This window comes from Halomonas garicola, from assembly GCF_031935715.1.
Lineage (GTDB): Bacteria > Pseudomonadota > Gammaproteobacteria > Pseudomonadales > Halomonadaceae > Vreelandella > Vreelandella garicola.
The window spans coordinates 1-23,206 of record NZ_JASSZF010000033.1; the positions used below are offsets into that span (position 1 = coordinate 1).

19 protein-coding genes and 1 tRNA gene are annotated in these 23,206 nt (G+C 60.6%); 19 read left to right on the forward strand and 1 reads right to left on the reverse strand.

Translation table 11 applies throughout. The annotated features are described in order from the left end of the window. Positions 1–263: 263 nt before the first annotated feature. The 10 genes from RS027_RS11245 (at position 264) to RS027_RS11290 (ending at position 10,114) form a co-directional block, all read left to right on the forward strand. Positions 264–1,061, forward strand: a complete 798-nt coding sequence (locus RS027_RS11245) for a sulfite exporter TauE/SafE family protein (protein WP_311956923.1) — start codon at positions 264–266, stop codon at positions 1,059–1,061. Positions 1,062–1,101: 40 nt separating this feature from the next. Next, on the forward strand, positions 1,102–1,893 hold the full coding sequence (gene lgt / locus RS027_RS11250; protein ID WP_311956924.1) for a prolipoprotein diacylglyceryl transferase: 792 nt from the start codon (positions 1,102–1,104) through the stop codon (positions 1,891–1,893). A gap of 136 nt (positions 1,894–2,029) precedes the next feature. Further along, positions 2,030–2,803 (forward strand): thymidylate synthase, encoded by a 774-nt coding sequence (locus tag RS027_RS11255; protein ID WP_311956993.1) that lies wholly within the window; start codon positions 2,030–2,032, stop codon positions 2,801–2,803. Beyond that, positions 2,800–3,378: a dihydrofolate reductase gene (locus RS027_RS11260; protein WP_311956926.1), complete on the forward strand. Its 579-nt coding sequence runs from the start codon at positions 2,800–2,802 to the stop codon at positions 3,376–3,378. The genes RS027_RS11255 and RS027_RS11260 overlap by 4 nt, the downstream gene beginning before the upstream one ends. A gap of 119 nt (positions 3,379–3,497) precedes the next feature. After that, positions 3,498–4,325, forward strand: coding sequence for a ProQ/FINO family protein (locus RS027_RS11265; protein ID WP_311956927.1), 828 nt, complete (start codon positions 3,498–3,500; stop codon positions 4,323–4,325). Positions 4,326–4,601: 276 nt separating this feature from the next. Beyond that, on the forward strand, positions 4,602–5,753 hold the full coding sequence (locus RS027_RS11270) for a porin (protein WP_311956928.1): 1,152 nt from the start codon (positions 4,602–4,604) through the stop codon (positions 5,751–5,753). Positions 5,754–5,920: 167 nt separating this feature from the next. Then, a complete protein-coding gene (locus tag RS027_RS11275) occupies positions 5,921–6,955 on the forward strand; it encodes a hypothetical protein (RefSeq protein WP_311956929.1) in 1,035 nt (344 codons plus the stop codon). 103 nt (positions 6,956–7,058) lie between these two features. Then, positions 7,059–9,014 carry a diguanylate cyclase gene (locus RS027_RS11280; protein WP_311956931.1) on the forward strand — a complete coding sequence of 652 codons (1,956 nt, stop codon included), beginning with the start codon at positions 7,059–7,061 and terminating at the stop codon, positions 9,012–9,014. Next, positions 9,014–9,961, forward strand: a complete 948-nt coding sequence (locus RS027_RS11285; protein WP_311956932.1) for an AEC family transporter — start codon at positions 9,014–9,016, stop codon at positions 9,959–9,961. Before RS027_RS11280 ends, RS027_RS11285 begins: the two co-directional genes overlap by 1 nt. A gap of 76 nt (positions 9,962–10,037) precedes the next feature. Continuing rightward, a tRNA-Arg gene (locus RS027_RS11290) sits at positions 10,038–10,114 on the forward strand. A 760-nt stretch (positions 10,115–10,874) separates the two neighbouring features. Here RS027_RS11290 and glyA read toward each other — a convergent pair. Next, on the reverse strand, positions 10,875–12,143 hold the full coding sequence (gene glyA / locus RS027_RS11295; protein WP_311956934.1) for a serine hydroxymethyltransferase: 1,269 nt from the start codon (positions 12,141–12,143) through the stop codon (positions 10,875–10,877). A gap of 341 nt (positions 12,144–12,484) precedes the next feature. Between glyA and RS027_RS11300 the strand changes: the two genes are divergently transcribed. The 9 genes from RS027_RS11300 to RS027_RS11340 all read left to right on the forward strand — a co-directional run bounded on the left by RS027_RS11300 (position 12,485) and on the right by RS027_RS11340 (position 23,204). Continuing rightward, entirely contained in the window at positions 12,485–12,916 is a 432-nt protein-coding gene (locus RS027_RS11300) for an RT0821/Lpp0805 family surface protein (RefSeq protein ID WP_311956936.1), read from the forward strand. Beyond that, positions 12,917–14,722 (forward strand): polysaccharide biosynthesis/export family protein, encoded by a 1,806-nt coding sequence (locus RS027_RS11305; RefSeq protein WP_311956938.1) that lies wholly within the window; start codon positions 12,917–12,919, stop codon positions 14,720–14,722. 19 nt (positions 14,723–14,741) lie between these two features. Then, positions 14,742–15,545, forward strand: coding sequence for an ABC transporter permease (locus RS027_RS11310; protein ID WP_311956940.1), 804 nt, complete (start codon positions 14,742–14,744; stop codon positions 15,543–15,545). Positions 15,546–15,727: 182 nt separating this feature from the next. Beyond that, the gene (locus RS027_RS11315) at positions 15,728–16,759 is read left to right on the forward strand and encodes an ABC transporter ATP-binding protein (protein ID WP_311956942.1); all 1,032 of its coding nucleotides are present in this window, start codon (positions 15,728–15,730) and stop codon (positions 16,757–16,759) included. A gap of 108 nt (positions 16,760–16,867) precedes the next feature. Next, positions 16,868–17,950: a KpsE/RkpR family capsule polysaccharide export protein gene (locus RS027_RS11320; protein ID WP_311956943.1), complete on the forward strand. Its 1,083-nt coding sequence runs from the start codon at positions 16,868–16,870 to the stop codon at positions 17,948–17,950. Positions 17,951–18,072: 122 nt separating this feature from the next. Continuing rightward, positions 18,073–18,390, forward strand: a complete 318-nt coding sequence (locus RS027_RS11325) for a hypothetical protein (protein WP_311956945.1) — start codon at positions 18,073–18,075, stop codon at positions 18,388–18,390. A gap of 34 nt (positions 18,391–18,424) precedes the next feature. Continuing rightward, positions 18,425–19,297 carry a glucose-1-phosphate thymidylyltransferase RfbA gene (rfbA, locus tag RS027_RS11330; protein ID WP_311956956.1) on the forward strand — a complete coding sequence of 291 codons (873 nt, stop codon included), beginning with the start codon at positions 18,425–18,427 and terminating at the stop codon, positions 19,295–19,297. A 163-nt stretch (positions 19,298–19,460) separates the two neighbouring features. After that, on the forward strand, positions 19,461–20,354 hold the full coding sequence (locus RS027_RS11335; protein WP_311956965.1) for an NAD-dependent epimerase/dehydratase family protein: 894 nt from the start codon (positions 19,461–19,463) through the stop codon (positions 20,352–20,354). Between the two features lie 18 nt (positions 20,355–20,372). Further along, positions 20,373–23,204, forward strand: coding sequence for a rhamnan synthesis F family protein (locus RS027_RS11340; protein ID WP_311956969.1), 2,832 nt, complete (start codon positions 20,373–20,375; stop codon positions 23,202–23,204). The last annotated feature ends 2 nt before the right edge of the window (positions 23,205–23,206 follow it).

The following is a 23,206-nucleotide window of genomic DNA, read 5'->3' on the forward strand; positions in this document are numbered from 1 at the left end:
GAGCAGGTGCTCGATTCGCTCCCACTGATCATCGCGTAACTTCAACCGACTCATGGCCCACCAAAATCTATGAATACTAAATCAGTTTAAACGAAACTAATGATTGTTAACACACCCTAGCACTGCCTTGTTGGGGCATCGTGACAGCCCTTCGGGAGCCGGGTACACTGGCCGGCCCAACGCCGGGCGGCGCGGCATCCCCCGGCGTTTCTATTGATGGATCATCACATGCTCGACAGCGTAACAGAGGAGGCCCCTGTGCCATGAGTATTGCCTTGACCCTGCTGGGGTATCTGGCGCTGGGCGCGGCGGCCGGTACGCTCGCCGGCCTGTTCGGCGTGGGCGGCGGTATCATCATCGTGCCCGCGCTGGTGTTTGCCTTCGGCTTGCAGGGCATCGCCCCCGACGTAGTGGTGCATCTGGCCGTGGGCACCTCGCTTGCCACCATTGTGGTTACCGGAGCGTCGTCGGCGTACGGCCACTGGCATAGGGGCAGCATTCACCTGCCCTGGCTCAAGGTGCTGCTGCCGGGGCTGGTGCTGGGCGCGGTGCTCGGGGTCTTCGTCGCCGGCGGGCTCTCGGCCACCGTGCTGGGCACGCTGTTCGGCGCGTTCGTGGTGCTGGTGGCCATCAGGATGCTGCTGGGGCTGGCGCCCAAGCCCGGCAGTACGCCGCCGGGAAGTCTCGCCATGGGCGTGGCCGGTGTGGTCATCGGCGGTATTTCGGCGCTGTTCGGCATCGGCGGCGGTACGCTCAGCGTGCCCTGGCTTTCGCGCTGCGGCGCGAGCATGACCCGGGCCGTGGGCACCTCGGCCGCCTGCGGGCTGCCCATTGCCCTGGCCGGGGCGCTGACGTTCATCGTCGTGGGCTGGGGCAACCCGCTGCTGCCCGATGCCGCCACCGGGTTTGTCATGTGGCCGGCGTTTTTCGGCGTGGTGCTGGCAAGCGTGCCCTTCGCCCGGGTGGGCGTGAAGCTCGCCCACGTATTGCCCGCGCGGATAATGCGCTACGCCTTTGCCGTCCTGCTGATCGTGGTCGGCGTGCGCTTTATCATGAGTTAACGCCCGTGATTTCCTTCCCTGTTTGCTGCTCGAGATTCGTATGATTGCCTACCCCGATATTGACCCCGTTGCCGTATCGCTCGGGCCGCTGCAGGTGCACTGGTACGGGCTGATGTATGTGATCGGCTTTGTTGCCGCCTGGTGGCTGGGCGGGCGCCGGGCGCCGCGCTTTGGCCTGACTCGCGATGACGTCAGCGACCTGCTGTTCTACGCCGCGCTGGGCGTGGTGCTCGGCGGCCGGCTGGGCTACGCGCTGTTTTACGGCCTGGGCCAGTGGGCCGCCGATCCGCTGTGGATTTTCCGCGTCTGGGACGGCGGCATGAGCTTTCACGGCGGGCTGATTGGCGTGCTGCTGGCGGCCGGCTGGTTTGCGCGTAAAAAGCAGCTGGCGTTTTTTACTCTGACCGACTTTATTGCCCCCTTGGTGCCCATCGGCCTGGGTGCCGGGCGCATCGGCAACTTCATCAACCACGAGCTGCCGGGGCGCGTGACCGCGCTTCCCTGGGGCATGCCGTTTCCCGGCACCGACGGGCAGCCGCGCCACCCTTCGGCGCTTTACGAGGCGCTGCTGGAAGGCGCGGTGCTGTTTGCGCTGCTGTGGTGGGTTTCGGCCAAACCGCGCCGCCGCGGGCTGGTGTCGGGGCTGTTTCTCATCGGTTACGGCGTCTTTCGCTTCGCGGTGGAGTTTGTCCGCTTGCCGGACGCGCATATCGGCTTTATCGCCTTCGGCTGGCTGACCATGGGCCAGCTGCTTACGCTGCCGATGATGGCCTTTGGCCTCCTGCTGGTGGCCTGGTCGCGCCAGCAGCCGGTGGACGCGCGCCTGCCGTAACGGCCCGGCACGGCGTACCGCTAACTCGTCTTTGTCACTCGTCTTTGTCACTCGTCTTTGTCAACAGGAGCGCCTTGTGTCCGCCAACCAGCCGGCCCTCGAACAGCCCTCTCTTGAGCAACCCTATCTCGACCTGATGCGCCATGTGCTGGAGACCGGCACCGACCGCGACGACCGCACGGGCACGGGCACGCGCTCGGTGTTCGGCCACCAGATGCGCTTTGATCTCGCCCGCGGATTTCCGCTGGTGACCACCAAAAAGCTGCACCTGCGCTCGATCATCCACGAACTTTTGTGGTTTTTGAGCGGCGACACCAACATCGCCTACCTGCAGGACAACGGCGTGCGCATCTGGAACGAGTGGGCCGATGACAACGGCGATCTCGGCCCGATTTACGGCTACCAGTGGCGCAGCTGGCCGCGCCCGGACGGCGGCCACGTGGACCAGATACGCCGGGTGGTGGAGCAGATCCGCCATAACCCCCAGTCCCGCCGGCTCATCGTCTCGGCGTGGAACCCGGCCCAGGTCGACGAAATGCAGCTGCCGCCGTGCCACTGCCTGTTCCAGTTTTACGTGGCGGCCGGCCGGCTGTCGTGCCAGCTTTACCAGCGCAGCGCGGATATCTTCCTCGGCGTGCCGTTCAACATCGCCAGCTACGCTTTACTGTTAAGCATGGTGGCGCAGGTGGTGGGGCTTGAGCCGGGGGAGTTTATCCACACCCTGGGCGATGCCCACCTCTACGATAACCACCTGGAGCAGGCCCGGGAGCAGCTCGCGCGCACGCCCAAGGCGCCGCCCCGGCTTGCGCTGACGCCGGAAGTGGACGATCTTTTGGCTTTTACCTTCGATGATATTCAGCTGGAGGGCTACGATGCCCATCCGCCCATCAAGGCACAGGTAGCCGTATGAATTCCCGGAACAGTCAAGGTGCTGCGCTGACAAACCCGGACCCGGCGCCGCTGGTCCCCGTGGCGATGATCGCCGCGATGTCGCGCAACCGCGTCATCGGCGTAGGCGGCGAGCTGCCCTGGCATCTGCCCGAGGACCTTAAGTTCTTCAAGCGCATAACCCAGGCCAAGCCGCTGGTGATGGGGCGCAAGACGTTTGACTCCATTGGCTGGCCGCTGCCCGGCCGGCGCAATATCGTTATTACTCGGGATACGGCGTTTGCCCACTCCGGCGTTGAGGTGTGCCACAGCCTGGCGGATGCGCTGGCGCTGGCCGACCGCTACGCCACCGTCGAGGCGGCCGACGAGATCATGGTCATGGGCGGCGGTGAAATCTACGCCCTGGCGATGCCCTACGCCCAGCGGCTCTACCTCACCGAAGTGGACATCGACATCGAGGGTGACACGCACTTTCCCGCCGTTGACCCGGCGCAGTGGCAGGAAACCCGGCGCGACGCCGGCGCGGCAGCAAAGGGCCAGCCCGACTATGCTTTTGTGGTATATCAGCGCCGGGCAGAGTCGCAGGAGAATGGATAGCAGCCGGGCAGATTTGGCATTTGAGAAAGCAGTAGGGAAAGTAGCAAAAATGCCGTGCAACGGCGCCCACACGAGTGACACGACCCACGAACGGCTCAAGAACAAAGAGGAAGCGACGGATGCCTGAACGCGTGACGCATCTGCTGGACGATCTGGAGGCTCGGCTGGGGGAGGCCCGGGCCGAGCTTTCGACGCTGCGCGACGAAAACCGGCGTCTGAAAAGCCGCCTGGCGCAGCGCCCGACGGCCGATACCGGCGAGCTCAACGAAGCGGCGGCCCCTTCAGCGGCGACGGAAGCAACGGCGACGAAAGCAACGTCGGCGGCAAAAGAAAGCTCGGCAACGGAAGAAGCCGCAGCGGCGGAAGAAACGTCAGTGCCGGGCGAAGCAGAGGGCTCGGCAGCGGTAGCCGCTGCGGAAAAGAACGCCGCCACCGAGGAAACGCCGCCGGCGCCCCAGGCGCTGCTCAAGCAGTGGCAGTCGCGCTACCCCGAGGCGTTTGCCGCCGCCGAGGTCCGCCCGCTGAAGGTGGGCATTCATCACGACCTGGCCGCCCGGGAGCCCTGGTCCAACAAGCTGATCCGCCGAGCGCTCGCCGGCTACGTCAATCGCCCCCGCTACGCCAGGGCGCTGAAGGAAGGCGCGCCGCGTATCGACCTTGACGGCAACCCCGCCGGCACGGTGGACGCCACCGCGGCCCGGACCGCGCAGGAAAAATACCGCCGGTGGGCAGAGGCGAAAGCCCGCCGGGGGAACGCCGGGGCGCCCGGGGGAAAACCTCGCCGCCCGCACAAGGGCAAGGCCGCCAGGGCCGACGCCCCGGCCGGCAAAAAGCAAGGCGGGGCGGCAGCGCCACAAAACGACAAAATGTCGCAGCCGGCAAAAAAAGAGCCGAGCCTGGAAGAAAAGCTCGCTAGCCTGCAGCGCCGCTTTGGCGGGCGGGGGTGAGGTATTAGGCGCGCATGAGACAAAGAAAAGCGGCCGCGGGTTCCGTAGGAAGTAGGCAAATCATAAGAAAACAGTGTTTTTTTCTATTGCGTTCCCGCGAAACCCGGTATAGAGTTCTTCCTGCGAGCATTGGAATATCACCAGGCTTGAGCAAAAACATGACGTATTCCGGCGTTGCGACGCGGCGGAAATAAAAGAACAGCATGCTTTCAAGCCAGTAGCGGGCCAAGCGCCCATAGACGATCAAAACAGTAGGCTAGTTAAGGAACTGATCCCATGAAAAAGACACTCTTGGCGACTGCTATCGCGGGTGCTGCCTTCGTTTCTGCCGGCGCCCAGGCTGCCACCATCTACAACGAAGACGGCACCAAACTCGACCTCTACGGCAACATCCAGCTTGCCTACAAGGACATCGAAACCCGCCAGGACGACGGCAGCGTCGAATCCAACGACGAGCTGTTCGACAACGGCTCTACCGTGGGCTTCGCCGGTGAGCACCTGATCACCCGCGATCTCCAGGGCTACTTCAAGGCCGAGTTCGAGCACGAGGCCGACGAAGCCAAAGGGCCGGGCAACGGTCTGACCGACGGCGACCAGGCCTACCTGGGCCTGAAGGGCAACTTCGGTGACCTGCGCGTGGGCTCCTGGGATCCGCTGATCGACGACTGGATCCAGGACCCGATCACCAACAACGAATACTTCGACGTATCCGACTCCAACGGCCGCATCGCGGGTCTCGAAAACCGCGAAGGCGACAAGGTGACCTACACCTCGCCGTCGTTCAACGGCTTCCAGTTCGCCGTGGGCACCCAGTACGAAGGCGACGCTGAAGATCGTGGCAATAAAGAATTCGACTTTAATGGGGATGCTAAAGCAACCATTAGCGATGACAGCAGCAGCAGCGCTTCCTTCTTCGGCGGCGCCAAGTACACCGCCGGTGCCTTCTCCATCGCCGCGGTCTACGACGACCTCAACAACAACGACGGTACCTACGCTGGCAAAGACACCAACGGCAATGACGTTAGCGGCGATTTTGACGCCGGCGAGCAGTACGGCATTACCGCCCAGTACACCGTCGACACCCTGCGCATGGCGCTGAAGCTCGAGCGCTTCGAGGCTGGCAACGACCTTCAGGCCGACACCAACTACTACGGCCTGGGCGCGCGCTACGGCTACGGCATGGGCGACATCTACGGCGCCTACCAGTACGTTGACGTCGGCGGCGACAGCTTCACCGATACGTTCAAGGACGCCACTACGCACGGCGACTGGCCCAGCGAGCGCGAAGACGAAAGCTACAACGAAGTCGTTCTCGGCGCGACCTACAACGTCTCCGACGCGATGTACACCTTCGTTGAAGGCGCCCTGTACGATCGCAACGACGATGAAGACGACGGCGTTGCCGTAGGTGCGGTTTACCTGTTCTAAATCGCTTCCCTGAACCCGGTAGCAGGGGCGGCACTATCGATGATAGAAAGCCCCTTGGGTTTAAACCCAGGGTTTAAAAAAGCAAAGCCGGCCCCCGAGGGCCGGCTTTTTTTGTTAGGTTAAGCCGAACGTTTTCTTTTCCGTTACCCGACAAGCGAGTACCGCCCATGAAACCCGCAGTTATCATCACGCTGGCGCTGGGCCTCGGCGTGGCCAGCACCCCGGCCCTTGCCAGCGACGTGCAGGAGCGCTTCCGCGAAGAAGGCAAGCAGATAGACCTGACGGGCTACCTGAAGGCCGACAACGACGCCCGCAGCCGCAGCTTTTTCTACGGGCGGGCCCACGAGCACGACTTCACCGTGGAAAAAGACGGCACCTATACGTTTGCCAGCCACGTGCCGGGCGGCGAGACCACCGACTACCGCATCTCCGCGACGCTGCTGGACGACAGCGGCAGCGTGGTCGCGCGCGATAAAGGGCTGGGCAACGCCGGCGGGCTTACGCTTACCCAGCGGCTGGAAAAGGGTGACTACACGCTGCGGGTCGAGGGCCACAAGTTTGGCTCCAGCGGCAACGCCGAGGGCAACAGCTTCTACGTGACGGTAGAGGGTACTGACGTGGCCGGCGGCGTATCCCGCGGCGAGGGCATCGCCTTTTCCGGCGGCCGGCCCGGCGGCAGTAAAACCGCCATGGTGCGCCGCCCAGGCGCAGTGGCCGCGGTAGCGCCGCCGTCGTCGCGCTCGCCCCGGGCAGAAGCGCCGGCAGCGGCCAGCGCTGAAGCCGAGGCAGGCACGAGCGCGCCGGCCGCGCAAAATCAGAGCGAGGCGGGCAAGGCCCCGGATACCGGCGCCGATCAGACGGCTCAGGCATCGCGGCAGCAGGGCTTTGAAGAGGTCGTCGCCGACGTCAAAATCCGTGCCAGCGGCGAGGTCATGACCTTTGAAGTGCTGGAGAAGGGCACCGTGGCCGTCACGACCTCGACCTTTCCCGGCAACGAAGGCAGCTACCGCATCGAAGCCGAAGTGCTGGATAGCGACGGCAACGTGGTCGCCAGGGACGCCGGCGAAGGCTTCGACGGCGATGTCGACCTGCGTACCGAGCTGGCGCCGGGCGAGTACCGCGTCCGCGTCAAGGGGCAGAAGTTCAGCGGCGCCAGAAGCGGCGTGAACAACTACGAGCTCAAGGTGCGCCAGCTCGACTGACCAGGATGGGGTGCGTTTGCCGGGATGGGGATTCAATACGCCATGGCGGCCTGCCATTAGGCGGCTGAAAGCCGCCAGGGCGTTTGGCTCGCTTCGGGGGCGGATGCTGTTCGGCCTTGCCTGTACCTGGCTGATTGTCGTGGCGCTGGTGTTAAGCATCGCCTGGTACCTGGGCAAACACATGGCCCAGGAAACCAGCGTCGCGCACCTGCGCTACGAAACCGCCATGCTGGCCGATGAAATCACGCAGCAGGTCAACTCGCGCATCAGTGCCCTTGAGCACCTGGCCGAGGTGGCCGACACGCCGGATACCACGGACTCGCTGAAGCGCCGGCTGCGGCACAACGAGGCGCTGCTTGAGTGGTTCGAAGGGCTGGTGATCAGCGATGCCGAGGGCAATCTGGTGGCCGACTGGCCGGTGCTCGCCGCGCGTCGCGATTTTAATATCAACCACCGCGAATTCTTCCGCATGGTCAAGGGCACCGGCTATCCTTACGTCAGCGAGCCTTTTATCGGCCGGGCTAGTCGGGTGCCTCTGGTGCTGATCGGCGTGCCGCGCCGGGACGCCGGCGGTAACTTTGCCGGCATGGTCGGCGGCTTCATGAGCCTGGACAGCGGCGGGCTCTTTACTCGCCTGGCCAGGCAGGTGAGTCACGGCAGCTACGTGGCGGTCTTCACCGCGTCGGGCAAGGTGCTTTACCACCCCGAGCACGACAACATCATGGCGAGCGTCGATACCCTTGTCGATAATCCCGAGCTTGTCAGTGCTATGCACGGCTGGGAGGGCGAAGCCGTCGGCGAGCTTTTTAACGGCAAAAAGGGGCTGCAGCTCTACGAGCAGGTATGGCCGGCCAGCTGGATAGTGGGGCGCTTTACGATTCTTGACCAGGTTCAGGCGCCGCTTGCCGGTTTTATCCGCCAGCTATGGTGGGTCTGGGTACTAATGGGGCTCTGCATGCTGCCGCTGCTGTGGTGGGTACTGGGGCATATGCTGAAGCCCTTGCGGCACCTGCAAAAGCAGATTGGCGAAGTCGGCCAGGAGCGCCGCGAGCGCATCGATCTCGCCGGCGGGGCGGTGGAGTTTCAGGACCTTGCCTGCACGTTCAACCAGGTCGAGGCCGAGCGCAAGACGCTGCTGCATAGCCTGAAGGAGCGCGGGGCCTTTCTTGACGAGATGCTCAACGCCACGCCCGAGGGTATGTTCGTGGCCAACCTCGACGGCGACATCACCTATATGAACCCCGCTCTGCTGGCGATGCTGGGCTTTACCGCCACCCTGACGACGGCCCGCTGGCTCGACCATGTTCACCCCGATGACCGCGACGGTATTGTCGACATGTGGCGCGACAGCCTGGCGACGCGCAACGACTTTGTGCTTCAGCTGCGCTTTATTCGCTCGGACGGCATCATACTCTGGCTGGAAATTCATTCCCGGTTTGTGGTGCTTTCCCGGGGTGCGCAGTCGCTGGACCTGGTGGGCACCATGAAAGATATTACCCAAAGCCGCGAACAGGAAGCGCTGGCGCGCTGGGAGGCCGAGCACGACCCGCTCACCGGCTTGCTGAACCGCCGCGGATTCGAGCGTCGGCTGGACGAAGCCTTTGCCGAATACAAGAAAACCGCCACGCCTTCGGCGCTGCTGATGTTTGACCTTGACCATTTCAAGCCTATCAATGACCAGGGCGGCCACGCCCTGGGCGATGAGATGCTGCGCCGCATTGCCCTGGTATTGAACCGTAAGGTACGCCGAAGCGATTACGCTGCTCGCCCGGGTGGCGATGAGTTTGCCGTGCTGCTACCCAGCTGTACGCTCGCCCAGGCGCAGCCCATAGCTGAGTCCCTGCGCCAGGCCGTTGCCGATATTGCCGTGTCCGCCCAGGGCCGGGAGTTCCGCGTGACGCTGAGCATGGGCGTCACCGCCTTCAGCCCCGGCGACCAGGAGGTAAAAAAAGCGCTTGCCCGGGCGGACGCCGCCAGCTATGAGGCCAAGGCCCTGGGGCGTAACGCCCTGATTGTCAGCATGCCCGACGGTGACGACCGGCCGGGGCAGCCCGACTGATGCCGCTGCTGGAGATATTGACCCGCACGCTTGAGGTGACGCTGCCGGTTTTCGTCATGGTGTTTGTGGGCATGGGGCTAAGGCGCATCGGCTGGATCGACGCGGCCTTTGTAGCGACCGCCTCGTCGCTGATTTTCAAGGCCACGCTGCCGGCGCTGGTGTTTCTCAGCCTGATTCGCGCCGACCTTGGCGAGGCGCTTAACTTGCCGCTGCTGGGCTTTTTTGCCCTGGCGACCCTGGTGCAGTTTGCCCTCTGCTGGGGGTGGGCGCGCTACCGCGTGCCGCCCTCTGACCGAGGCACCTATATTCAGGGGGCGTTTCGCGGCAACTGCGGCATTGTGGGGCTGGCGCTGGCTCATGCCATGTACGGCGACTACGGCCTGTCGGCCGGCAGCGTGCTGCTTGGCCTGGTGATCGTGCTCTACAACAGCCTGTCGGTGGTTGCTCTGATCGTGCATCAGCCCGGGCCTACCGGCAGCGCCACCACCCTTGGGCGCAACATTGCCACCAATCCGCTGATCATCGCCGTGATCGCGGCGCTGCCGTTTGCCGCGCTGGATATCACGCTGCCCGGCTGGGTGATGCACACCGGCGACTTGTTCGCCTCGCTCACGCTACCGCTGGCGCTGATCTGCATTGGCGGTACGCTTTCCCTGGCCGCGCTGCGCACCAGCGGGCGCAGCGCCGTGAGCGCCAGCCTGTTCAAGATGCTCTGGCTGCCGGCGCTGGCCACACTTGCCGCGCTGGCAAGCGGGTTTCACGGTCGCGAGCTGGGCCTTTTGTTTTTGTACTTCGCCGCGCCTACGGCCACCGGCAGCTTCGTTATGGCCAGGGCGCTGGGCGGCAATGCCCCGCTTGCCGCCAACATCATCGCCATGACCACCCTGGCCGCAAGCGTGACCGTCACCCTCGGCATTTTTACCCTGCAGCTTGCCGGCTGGGTATAAGAAACCGCCCTCAGCGGTTGGCGCGCGCCGCCGGTGGCGTTATACTGCCCGCGCTTTTTCAAGCACCTGCCCGTTTGCCCCTATAGCTCAGCCGGATAGAGCGTCCCCCTCCTAAGGGGAAGGCCCCAGGTTCGAATCCTGGTAGGGGCGCCAGTTTTTCCTCCCGTATTATTTAGCTTCAAAAGAGCGGTAGTCCTGCGGCCTGATATAGACGGCGTGTGCGCCTTGCCCGCTACCGTCATCGCGAGGAGCGCATACCCACTACCGTCATCGCGAGGAGCGCATACCCACTACCGTCATCGCGAGGAGCGCATACCCACTACTGTCATCGCGAGGAGCGCAGCGACGTGGCGATCTGCTTTTTGTGAGCGGCCGGAAAGAACGAGATGGCCACGCTTCGCTCGCCATGACACAGGGAGTGCCACGCTGCGCTCGCCATGACGCAGGGAGTAAGTGCTTCGCTCGCCATGACACAGACGGCGTGTGCGCCTTTCCCGCTATCGTCATCGCGAGGAGCGCATACCCACTACTGTCATCGCGAGGAGCGCAGCGACGTGGCGATCTCATGCTGCGCCGCTGGCAACGAAACCCGAGATGGCCACGCTGCGCTCGCCATGACGCAGGAAGTAAGTGCTTCGCTCGCCATGACACAGACGGCGTGTGCGCCTTGCCCACTACTGTCATCGCGAGGAGCGCAGCGACGTGGCGATCTCATGCGGCGCCGCCGGCAACGAAACCCGAGATGGCCACGCTTCGCTCGCCATGACACAGGGAGTGCCACGCTGCGCTCGCAATGACTGGGAAGTAAAGTGCTCCGTTCGCCACGACCCGGGAAGTAAAGTGATCCGTTCGCCATGATGCAGGAAGCAAAGTGCTTCGCCCCTGCAGGGCAGGGGCGCGGTGAGCATTGCTCTCAGTCTGTATACACCGGGAACTGCGCGCACAGCTCGGCGACCTGTTCCTTTACGCTGGCTTCAATCGTGGCGGTGTCGTCGCCGTTGGCGAGGACGTCGAGCACGTCGCAGATCCAGCCAGCCAGACGGCGGCATTCGTCGGTGGTGAAACCGCGGGTGGTGACCGCCGGGGTGCCGATGCGCAGGCCCGAGGTGACAAAGGGGCTTTGCGGGTCGCCGGGCACGGCGTTCTTGTTGACCGTGATGTTGGCCCGGCCAAGGGCCGCGTCGGCGTCCTTGCCGGTGACGCCCTGCTTGATCAGCGACAGCAGGAAGAGGTGATCCTCGGTGCCGCCGGAGACGATGTCAAAACCGCGCTCAATGAACACGTCGGCCATGGCCCGGGCGTTTCTGACCACCTGCTCCTGGTAGGCCTTGAACTCCGGCGCCATGGCTTCCTTGAAGCAGATCGCCTTGGCGGCGATAACGTGCATGAGCGGGCCGCCCTGGCCGCCGGGGAAGACGGCCGACTGGAGCTTTTTCTCCATGGTTTCGTCGTTTTCGGCGGAAAGGATGATACCGCCCCGGGGGCCGCGCAGGGTCTTGTGCGTGGTCGAGGTGACGACGTGGGCGTGGGGTAGCGGACTTGCGTAGAGGCCGGTGGCGACCAGCCCGGCGACGTGGGCCATGTCCGCCAGGAAGTAGGCGCCCACTTCATCGGCGATCTGGCGAAAGCGCGCCCAGTCAATCACGTGGGAATAGGCCGAGAAACCGGCGATGATCAGCTTCGGCTTATGCTCCCGAGCAAGCTCGGCCACCTGGTCGTAGTCGATCAGACCTTGCTCATCGAGGCCGTACTGAACGGCGTTGTAATGCTTGCCGGAGAAGTTGGGCCCGGCCCCGTGGGTCAGGTGGCCGCCGGCATCGAGACTCATGCCAAGGATGGTATCGCCGGGTTTGGCCAGCGCCTGGAACACCGCGCCGTTCGCCTGAGAGCCGGAGTGCGGCTGGACGTTGACGTAGGTCGCGCCAAAAAGCTCCTTGGCATAGTCAATGGCCAGGCTCTCGGCGATATCCACAAACTCGCAGCCGCCGTAGTAACGCTTGCCCGGATAGCCTTCGGCGTACTTGTTGGTCAGCTGCGTGCCCTGGGCTTCCATCACCCTGGGGCTTGCGTAGTTTTCAGAGGCGATCAGTTCAATGTGATCTTCCTGACGCTGCACTTCTTTTTGCATGGCGTCGTAAAGGGCGTCATCAAACCCGGCAATGGTCATGCTGCGGCTAAACATCGGCGCTAAACCTCGTAACGAAGGGCAAACAGAAATAAACCAGAAGGTCATCATAACGCAGCGCCAGGCGGGTTTCATCGCATGTTTCGCAGCGGGTGAGTGAATGCGCCTCATGGCCGTATGGCCGCATCGCTCATTACTTTACCCCTTGCCATAGATGTAGCATTCACTCGCCTATGCCCATACACTACGTGCGGGCGTTTTCGGGAGGAAGACGTCGGTAACTGAATGTAGTACATTGCAGCCTTTTTTCAGCCAAACATCGTCATATCGGTAGGGCAAGGGAATGCGCCCGGTACAATCCCCGGGCGGTAGCGTGCCTTTTTGATGGAATCCCCCGCATGTTCAAACATAATCTAATGTCTTCACCGACGCGCCGCCTGAGCGTGCGCCTGATCGTTTACCGTATGGCTAGCGTGCTGGCCGCCGGCGTACTGCTGACCGGCTGTGCCCAGGGGCCTTACGGCGCATCGGGCGGTGATCGCGGCTACGTGCTAAGTCACGACGGCGCCCGGCCGATCGAAAACGCTACGCTCAACGGTTTTCTTGACCAAACACCGGGCGACAGCGCCGTGACCGTGGCGACCAGCCCCTGGGGCAACAACGTGGAAGTGGTGGCCGAGTCGCGCTATTTTGCCGCCAGCGGCCGCGAGTGCCGCAAATTACGCATCGTGACGCCATCCCGGGAAACACGCAAAGCGCTGGTATGTCGCACGGACAACGGCTGGGTAGAGCAGCGCCTGGTCACGCAAACGGCAGAGGGGCGCCTGTAAATGATATCGCGTTTATCCAGAGTTTCGACGAGGCACGCTCCCCATCGCCGGCCGGCGGGTAAGGCGTGTCAGGCCGCCGCGCGGCTGGCCGTTATTGCCCTGGGCTGCGCGCTGCTGCCTGTCACGGCAAGCGCCCAGACGCTAAGCCTCCCCGACAGCATTGTGCCCCAGGAGTCCGAGCGCGATAGCACCGGCCAGGCCAGCAGTGCCAGGCAGGACCGCGAGCGTAACCAACAGGGCGAGGCCGACGAGCCCAGGGCTGACTGGCGGAGCGGGACTTACGGCCCGGTCTCCCAGGAGAAGCAGGACGAGCTGATTGACAGCCTGCAGCCGTTTGGCGCCAATCTGTTTGAAGGCGGATTCCGCGGCGCCATGGGGGACGGCATGAATCCGCGCTATCGCGTTAAACCCGGCGATCAGGTCACCGTCAGGGCCTGGGGTGCGGTGAGCCTGGATCGCGCCCTGCCGGTTGACGTTCAGGGCAACATCTTCATCCCCGGCTACGGGCCGTTGGATATCGAAGGGCAGAATAGCGCCCAGGTCGATTCCAGCGTACGCCAGGCCATTACCTCGATGTACCCCGAGCAGGTGCAGGTATACACCAACCTGCAGGGCGTGCAGCCGGTTGCCGTCTATGTTACCGGCTACGTGGAAAACCCCGGCCGCTACGCCGGTACGCCAAGCGACTCTCTGCTGTATTTCCTCGATCAGGCCAACGGCATCGATCAGGACCTGGGCAGCTATCGCAAGGTGCATGTCAAGCGCGGCGGTCGCGTTATCGCCACGGTGGATCTCTACGATTTTCTGCTCAGCGGTGACATCCAGCAAATCCAGTTCCAGGACGGCGATACCATCGTGGTGGAAGAGCGTGGGCCGGCTATTGCCGTGACCGGTGACGTGCGCCAGGAGTACCGCTATGAGCTGGAAGGCAGCGCGCTGAGCGGCTCCCGGCTTGTTGAACTTGCCCGGCTGGAAAGCGGTGTATCCCACGTGCTGCTACGCGGCAGCCGTAGCGGCGGCCCCATTGCCGAATACTTTCCGCTCCCGCGTTTCAGTAACCAGACGGTGCAAAGCGGCGATGAAGTCATGTTCAGCGCCGACGAGCGCAACGAAACTATCGTGGTCGAGCTTGAGGGCAGCTACCTCGGGCCGTCGCGCTATGCTTTGCCGCGCAACGCCCGTCTGGGCGAGCTGCTGGACGCCGTTGCCGTGCCCAAGGACATGACCGCAGTCAACAACATATCCCTGCAGCGCGAAAGCGTGAAAAAACAGCAGGCGGAGTCGCTGGAAGACAGCCTCCGGCGCCTGGAAACCACCTACCTCGGCGCGCCCTCAAGCACCGATGAAGAAGCTCAGGTGCGCGCCCGGGAAGCCGAACTGATTCAGGACTTCATCAAGCGCGCCCGGGAGCTTGAGCCCAGCGGCCGGCTGGTGGTGGCCCACGACGGCAGAATTGCCGATATTCGCCTGCGCGACGGCGATACCGTCACGATTCCCGAAGAAAGCGACTCGCTGCTCATCAGCGGGGAAGTGGTCGTGCCCCAGGCCGTGGTCTATCGTCCGGGCATGAGCGTCGAGGACTACGTTGACGGCGCCGGCGGCTTTACCCAGCGCGCTGACGACGACAATATCCTGCTGGTACGCCAGAACGGCGCCGTGGTCAGCGCGAGCAGTGCAAGGCTCCATCCCGGCGATGAAATCCTGGTGATGCCCAAGGCGCCCACGCACAACCTGCAGCTCACCAAGAGCCTGACCCAGATCCTCTACCAGATCGCGGTGGCCACCAAGGTGGCGCTGGATATTTAACGGGGAAACGAGCGCGATCATGCCCACAGATCAGCACAACTCCCGCACGCCGTGGCAGGTAACCCGCAGCGTCTGGTACGCCATGTTCATGCGCGAGGCAATCTCGCGCACCATGGCCGACCGCATGGGCTGGTTCTGGATGATCTTCGAGCCGCTGGCCTTCACCCTGATCATGGTAGGTATTCGTACCTATATCCGGGGGGTGGACCGCTTCATCGTCAACGCCGAGTTCATCCCCTGGATGATCATCGGCCTGATGGGCTTCTTTCTGGTGCGCGAGGGCATGATGCGCGGCCTGGGCGCAGTGGATGCCAACAGCGCGCTGTTCGCCTACCGCCAGGTGCAACCCTTCGACCCGGTGCTGGTGCGCCACTTCCTCGAGGGCATGCTGCGCACCTTCATCTTCCTGATCTTTATCGTCGGCGGGTTGATGGTTGGCGTCGACATGAACCCCGATAACGCCATCAGGGCCATGATCTGGTGGATCTCGCTATGGTGCCTGGGTCTTGGCTTGGGGCTGATCACCTCGGTGGCCGGCACCCTGGTGCCCGAGGTAGGCACGGTCATCAAGATGGTCAACATGCCGCTGCTGATCCTCTCCGGGGTCATCTTCCCGCTCAACCAGTTGCCTCACTGGCTGCTCGAGTATCTGATGTACAACCCCATCGTGCATGGCCTCGAACTGCTGCGTCTCGGCTTCTTCGAAGGCTACCAAGTGGTGCACGGTACCAGTACCAGCTACTTCTGGATGTTTACCCTGATTACCCTCACGCTTGGGCTGCTGATGCATGTCCGATTCAAGGAGAAGCTGAAGGCCAAGTAGCCGGGCGGAGCCCGGCTACTTAGCTGGAAGAGCGTCGCTTCGCTCCTGGAAGCTAAAAGCTGGAAGTAACCCAATCCCAACATCGGTTTAAGGATTTTTCTTCCAGCTTCAAGCTTCCAGCTTCAAGCTTAAAACTACTATCTCCTGGCTTGGCCGGGCTCACCACTCACCACTCACTACCAATGATCCAGATAAACGGCCTCTACAAGCGCTATCACCGCCAGCGGAAGGTCTACGACTGGGTGCTGGAGGATATCAACCTCACCATCCCTACCGGCGTCAGCGTTGGCCTGTTGGGTCGCAATGGCGCGGGCAAGTCGACACTGCTCAAGCTGATTGCTGGCATGGATACCCCTGACCGCGGCGAGATCCATCGCTATAGCCGGGTCTCCTGGCCCATCGGCCTGGCGGGTGGTTTCCAGGGGAGCATGAGCGGACGCCAGAACGTCAAGTTCGTGGCTCGGGTGCATGGTGGCCGCTATAACGTCGACGATATCATCGCCAAGGTGGAGGCCTTCGCCGAGATCGGTGACGCATTCGATGAGCCCATCAAGACCTACTCCAGTGGCATGCGCGCTCGCCTCAACTTCGGCCTCTCGCTGGCCTTCGACTTCGATATCTACCTCTCCGACGAGGCCACCTCGGTAGGCGACCGCGCCTTCAAGGCCAAGGCCACCAAGGCCTTCAAGGAGAAGGTCGGCCAGGCCAGCCTGGTGATGGTCAGCCACAGCGAAGGCATCCTCAAGGACCTCTGCCAGTCCGGCATCTACCTCAAGGATGGCCGCGCCACCTGGTACGACGATATCAACGACGCCATCGCCGCCTACCACGCAGAGACCGACGCCGCCCGCCAGGCAAACGGCACCGCCCCCGAGCCGCCCGCCGCCAAGCCCAAGGCGGAGGCCAAGCCCAAGGCGGCAGGGCAGGGCGCCGCTGCCAAGCCCGCCGGGCAGGCCAAGCCTGCAGTCCAGGCCGCCCAGCCAGACGACGTCGAGATCCCCACAGGCTTGACGCTCCCCCAGGCACGCCAGCAACTCCGCCAGATCAAGGCCGAATTCGATGCCGCCAAGGCCGCCTTCGACCAGGCCAAGGCCGACGATCTGCCTCCTCATGAACGCAAGCCCTATGGCGATGAGTTCCGCGCTGCCCGCGAGAGGCTGATGCAGGCCCGGCGTAGGGTGCAGGCACTGCAGCCGCCGCAGAACGATGGTTGACCACCTCGTAGGAGCCCGATTTATCGGGCGATCCAGGCTCCGTAACCATCCAATCCACTTCATCGCCGGATAAATCCGGCTCCTACAATTCGAACCGAGCCTTTTCCCATGAAAGGATTCATCAAGTCCCAACCTCACTGGGCCGCGGCCCTGTTCGCCATCCTGCTGGTTAGCCTCTACTGGTTCCTGTGGGCCGAGGATCGCTACCTCTCCCGTGCCACCGTGGTGCTGGAGAGCCCCCAGATCGCCCAGCCCGACATCAGCTTCTCCTCCATCCTTACCGGCGCCTCCGGCGACAAGGACCTGCTGCTGCTGCGCGAGTACCTGCTCTCGGTAGATATGCTCAAGGAGGTGGAAGAGGAGCTGGACTTTCGAAGCCACTACAGCGAGAACGGTGATGTGTTCGCGCGCCTGGGTGACGCCGAAGCGCCCATCGAGGACCTCCACAAGTACTACCTGCGCCGCGTCACGGTGGAGATGGACGAATACGCCGGCGTGCTCAACGTCGAGGTGCAGGCCTACACTCCCGAGTTCGCCCACAAGATGGTGCAGCTGCTGCTGGAAGCCGGTGAGGCGCATATGAACGACATGGGCCAGCGCCTCGCCTTCGAGCAGGTCGAGTTCCTCGAGGAGCAGCTGCGCCGCCTGGAGGACCGCCTCGATGATGCGCGCGCCGATCTGCTCGCCTTCCAGAACAAGGAAGGCCTGGTCTCGCCGACCAGCACGGTGGAGAGCATCAACCAGGTGGTCGCCACCCTGGAGGGCGAGCTGGCCCGTATCCAGGCCCAGCGCAAGGCGCTTTCCAGCTACCAGAGCGTACAGTCCGCCGATATGCGTCGGGTGCAGTCCGAGATCGAGGCCCTGCGCGAGCAGATCGAGAAACAGCGCGACCGCCTGGCCCAGGCCACCGGCGAATCGCTCAACCGCATCTCCTCCCAGTACGAAACCCTCGAGCTCAAGGCTCAGTTCGCCCAGGAGACTTACTCCAGCGCCCTGGCCGCCCTGGAGAACACCCGCCTGGAAGCCGCCCGCAAGCTCAAGCAGGTCAGCGTGCTGCAGAGCCCGCTGTTCCCGGAATACGCCACCAAGCCGGATCGGCTCTACAACGCCAGCGTCTTCGCCATCGTCACGCTGTTCCTCGCCCTGATCGCCAGCATGATGATTCTGATCATCCGTGATCACCGGGATTGAGTGAATGGTGAGCGCCGCTTCGCGGCTTGTGAGCGCTTCGCTTGTGAATGGTGAATAGTGAATAGTTCCACTCACCATTCACCATTCACCACTCACCATTCACAACTCACAGGAGACCAACCATGACTGATACCCCCCAGCCAGCAGCAGAACCCAAGAAGCCCACCCCCGCCAAGGAGCTTCCGCTGGACCAGCTCGACCCCGCCACCCTGGTCGAGCGGATCAAGGCCGAGGAGCCCGAGGCCCTCAAGCGCATCAGCGACAAGCGCGCCGCCGCCCTGGTGGAAAGCACCTTGCGTGCGATGCGCAATGAGCTGGACGAAGTCCCCGAGCGCCGCCTGCGTATCGATGGCGTCGGCACTTTCGTCATTCGCCAGGTCGAGAGGCCCAAGGATGGCCAGCTCGTCCAGCGCATCGGACTCAACCCCGCTGGCCGCTAACGCCTCACTCCTCACCACTCAAGGACGAATCCCCATGGCACGTAAAGGCATCATCCTTGCCGGCGGTTCCGGCACCCGTCTGCACCCCATCACCCGCGGCGTCTCCAAGCAGCTGCTGCCAATCTACGACAAGCCGATGATCTATTACCCCATCTCGGTGCTGATGCTGGCCGGCATCCGCGAGATCCTGATTATCTCCACTCCGGAAGACCTGCCTCAGTACGAGAACCTGCTGGGCAGCGGCGAGGATTTCGGTGTGCGCTTCGAGTACGCCGTTCAGCCGAGCCCCGATGGCCTGGCCCAGGCATTTATCATCGGCGAGGAGTTTATCGGCGATGACCCGGTGTGCCTGGTCCTTGGCGATAACATCTTCCATGGCCAGCACTTCAGCGAGCAGCTCCAGCGCGCCGCCGCCCAGGATAGCGGAGCGACGGTGTTCGGCTACCTGGTAAAGGACCCGGAACGCTTCGGCGTGGTGGAGTTCGATGACCAGGGCACGGCCATTTCCATCGAGGAGAAGCCCGACGAGCCGAAGTCACCCTATGCGGTCACCGGGCTCTACTTCTACGACAACGACGTGGTGGAGATCGCCAAGCAGGTGGTGCCCAGCGAACGTGGCGAGCTGGAGATCACCAGCGTCAACAACGCCTACCTGGAGCGCGGCGACCTGCGGGTGGAGCGCCTGGGCCGCGGTTTCGCCTGGCTGGATACGGGCACCCACGACAGCCTGCTGGAGGCTGCCCAGTACGTGCAGACCATCGAGCACCGCCAGGGCCTCAAGGTCGCCTGTTTGGAGGAGATCGCCTGGCACAACGGCTGGATCAGTACCGAGCATCTGGTGGCCTGTGGTCAATCTCTTAAGAAGACTGGATACGGTCAATACCTATTACGTGTGAGCAAAATCTAAGAAATGATGTAATGCAGAGTCGGTTTCTTGTTTTTAAGTGCTGGGGTAAAAGCCAGGAACAGGCTCTTTCATTTTTCTGAAATATATCACGCGAAGGCGAAATGGGAGTGCTGGTGGTGGATAAGCTTCGGGAGAGATCCAGCAAAGAAAGGTATGAGTTGCGATGACAAGCGTAATATTGCTGGGCTGCACAGGATTCATTGGCTCAAACATTGCTAAAGAATTGGATTTTCAGGGAATTGAATGGTTGGGGGTGGCAAGGAGGCCAGTTGCTGAAAGGGGTAATGTGGTACCTCTGGGCGATGAGGCTGAGATAAAAAAATGGTTGCGGAGTCATCCTGTCGTAATAAATGCTATGGGTGGCTTAAAGCCAAATGACTTTGAAAATGACCTTAGGGCCGCGATGGATGAATTCTGGGGAACATCACATCAAGTGATGCAGCTTCTCCGTTCGGTGCCTCCCGCCGGTATGCTGCATATTTCATCAGCTGGCACTGTCTATGGTGAAGCTCCTGGAAGGCCAAGTCGTGAAACTGATATGGTTAATCCTCGGTCTTGGTATGGTAAGGCTAAGGTCATAGAAGAGGCACTTTATCAACAGTTTTCGGCCGACACGGGGGTGAGATTAAGTTGTGCAAGGGTGTCGAATCCTTTCGGAAATATTCACCATCCTCGACACGGACTGATAGATGTCTTATTGCATAGGGCAACCCACGGGATGCCTATCAAGGTAGGGTTTCACCCGGATGCCTGTAGAGATTTCATGTTTGCACCGGACATGGCGAAGACTCTGATCAAGATGGCTAATGGCCTGGTCCAAGGAACATTTAATGTCGGTTCGGGAAAGCAAACAAACCTAAATAGTATAGTCAAAATTGTTGAGACGATGCTTCCTGAAGCACGCATAGAGCGTGTGATGCCGAAAGCTTCAGATGTTGTGGTTAGCGCTGTCGCAACTGAAAAGTTGGAAAAAAACTATTGTGTTGAAACTTCTGGAATGACGCCAGAGGAATATTTAAAAGAAAAGCTACATACTTTTAACGCTAAAATACGATAAATCAGGAGCGGATGAGTTTTGGAAAAAGTCCACTATGAAATTCTCAGGAATAGTGGGGTTGACTGGGCTGAATATAGACGAAACCTGTCGGAGGATGTCGAAGACCCGGTTCTCCTTTTTCTTGATCAGTATGAAAAATATCCGCTAGTCGTTCCAGGGTATTTCGACTCTAGTTTCTACCTCCAAGCGAACCCCGATGTTAAGAAGCAAGGCGTCAACCCTCTCGTTCATTATATATTGTTCGGGGAAGGTGAGGGGAGAGAGAGCCTTCCTGTATCACCTGAAGACAAAGAGCCTGTACATGATGAAAGATATGTAGGCGAAGACGGTGATCCACAAGAAGAAGGGGCTCATAAAGAAATCTCGGAAGATGCAAGTAAGTCTGGAGTTGAAGGTGAAGAGCCTGTAGAAAATCCGATGAAGCACCACCTCAGGAAGCTTCTTTTCGAGAGTGAAGTGCTTCCGAAAGATGCTGCAGAAGAGGAGCTTTCCCAATGGCTGGATGACTTGATAAAAGACTCGGAACTCTCGGTGGCAAGAATCGAAGGGTTCTTTGATCAAAAGCTTTATGAAGCAGTATACCCAGATATTAAGAACGCACCAATCAACTCATTTCAGCACTTTATTTTACATGGCCATGGAGAAGGGCGCACTGGATGGCTGGATATTGATGAAAGGCTAACCTTAGGGAAGGAAAAAGAAAAAGAAAACACTGATACATTGTTGGTTGTTAGCCATGAGGCTTCAGCGACGGGGGCTCCTGTTGTGGCTCTCGAAGTTTCACGCAGGCTGTCGGAGCGCTTTAATGTAATAACCGCAACGTTGAAGGGAGGTGATTTGCGGCCGTATTTTGTTGAAGCGGGAATGCTTCATCTGGATGCTCCTGCCGAGAACGGGGTAGCGGCACTGGAGTATACATTGCGGCACTTGCTCTCTCTCCACGATATTCAGGCAGTCGTGTTAAACTCGGTAGAGTCGATGAGCATGGCTGATGCTGCGGCGAGCATGGGGTTGCCGACTCTAAGCCTTGTACATGAGTTCGCAGAGTATACAAGGCCGGTCGGCAAGATAGGCCGAATGCTGATGACATCCGATATCGTGATTTACCCAGCAGAGAGCTTGGCTCGTTCCGGGATTCATGAGCTGAGAGAGAAAGCTGGGGTAAAGCACTCAATCAATAATATAAGAATTCGGCCACAAGGCTATCTCGGCTATCGATCAGATGAAGATCACGAGTGGTCACTCAGGAAAGCACTTTCACTAAAGGAAGACTCGGTGATCATCGCAGGTGCCGGTCATGTGCAGCCCCGTAAGGGCGTCGACTGGTTTCTCGAAGCTTGCCATCATCTTTATCAGATTCTCTCTGACAGGAAGGACCCTGTGGCCGAACGACTGCAATTCGTTTGGCTCGGCAATGGGTATCATCAAGATGATACCGTGGTCAGTGTGTGGCTAGACGCTTACATCAATCGTACAGGAATGAAACATCAGGTACATTTTCCAGGAGCCGTGAAGGATGTGTCGGCAGCGTTACGTGAGGCCGACATTTATCTGCTCACCTCGCGGCTTGATCCATTTCCCAATGTCGCTGTTGATGCACTGAATGTAGACTGTGGTATTGGTGTGTTCAGAGACTCAAGCGGCATCGCCGATTTCGTTGAAAAGCATTCTGCTCGCGCTGTGATTGCTGATTACGGTGATCCATACCATCTTGGTATGCTGCTGGCAGACAATCTTGATAATCTCAAGTCTAGGGATGGGAAAAACTCGGAAATTTGTCGTCAGCATCTTGATTTCGATGAATATGTCGATGGACTTGTCAAGTCTATCGATGAGGCCAGGCTGCGCAGAGCCGAAACGAGAGAGGCTGAGCTTTCCCCTGAGTTTCTTGTGAAATTCAACACGGGCTTTTACGGGTTAGCTTTCACAGAAGAAGGAAATAAAGCGAGTCATTTTCTCAATCTGCTAAGAAAAGGTATTGCCCTTGCAAAACCATTCCCTGGCTCAGATATACAGCGAGTTCTAGATTCTTTGGAAGAAACTTCTATTAGTTTCGAAGACTTGACGCGGGGCGTGTTGAGTACTGATGTGCCTGGCATGTCAGTGAAAATACTGACGGGTAGCGGTGTCCACGAGTATTCAGGAAGCGTTGCTCTCCAGTTTCATGTTTTCTTTGCCGACTTGATTCCTGAATATTGTGCTTACTTTAAAGCTTTGAAGCACCTTGATGTCGATCTCTTCGTGTCGCATGTTGTTGAGCTGTCAGAAGGGTCCTTGAAAGCGCTAGAAGAGTCAGTAACTGGGCGGGTCTTTACACGAAAGATTGATAATTGTGGCCGGGATGTTTATCCATTTCATCGTCAGTTTGTTGAAGAAATATATGGTAATTACGATGTTGTAGGTCACTTTCATACTAAGAAGTCGAGCGATAATGCGGATGGGGTAGGGGACCGTTGGCGCCGCTATTTGCTAGGCAATCTGATTGGTTCAGAGGAAGCAGCCAATGAGGTTCTTGGCTTATTTAAGGATGACAAGGTAGGGATTGTCTTTGCTGAGGATAGCCATCTGGTTGACGAAGCCTCTAATGGTCCCTGGATAGAGCAGTTGCTTGAGCCACTAGGCTACCAGCGCTGGACACATTATCGACACTTTCCCCTAGGAACGATGTTCTGGGCCCGTGCCTCTGCCCTGAAAGACCTATTGGAATGGAAAGATGATATTTTTGCACTAGACGAGCCAGTTCCTTACGATGGCAGTGTCCTGCATGCCTTCGAACGTATTCTTCCGCAGCTGGTGATGGAGAACGAATATGAGGTACGCCGAGTCTACACTCATGGAACGCATTGGTGATA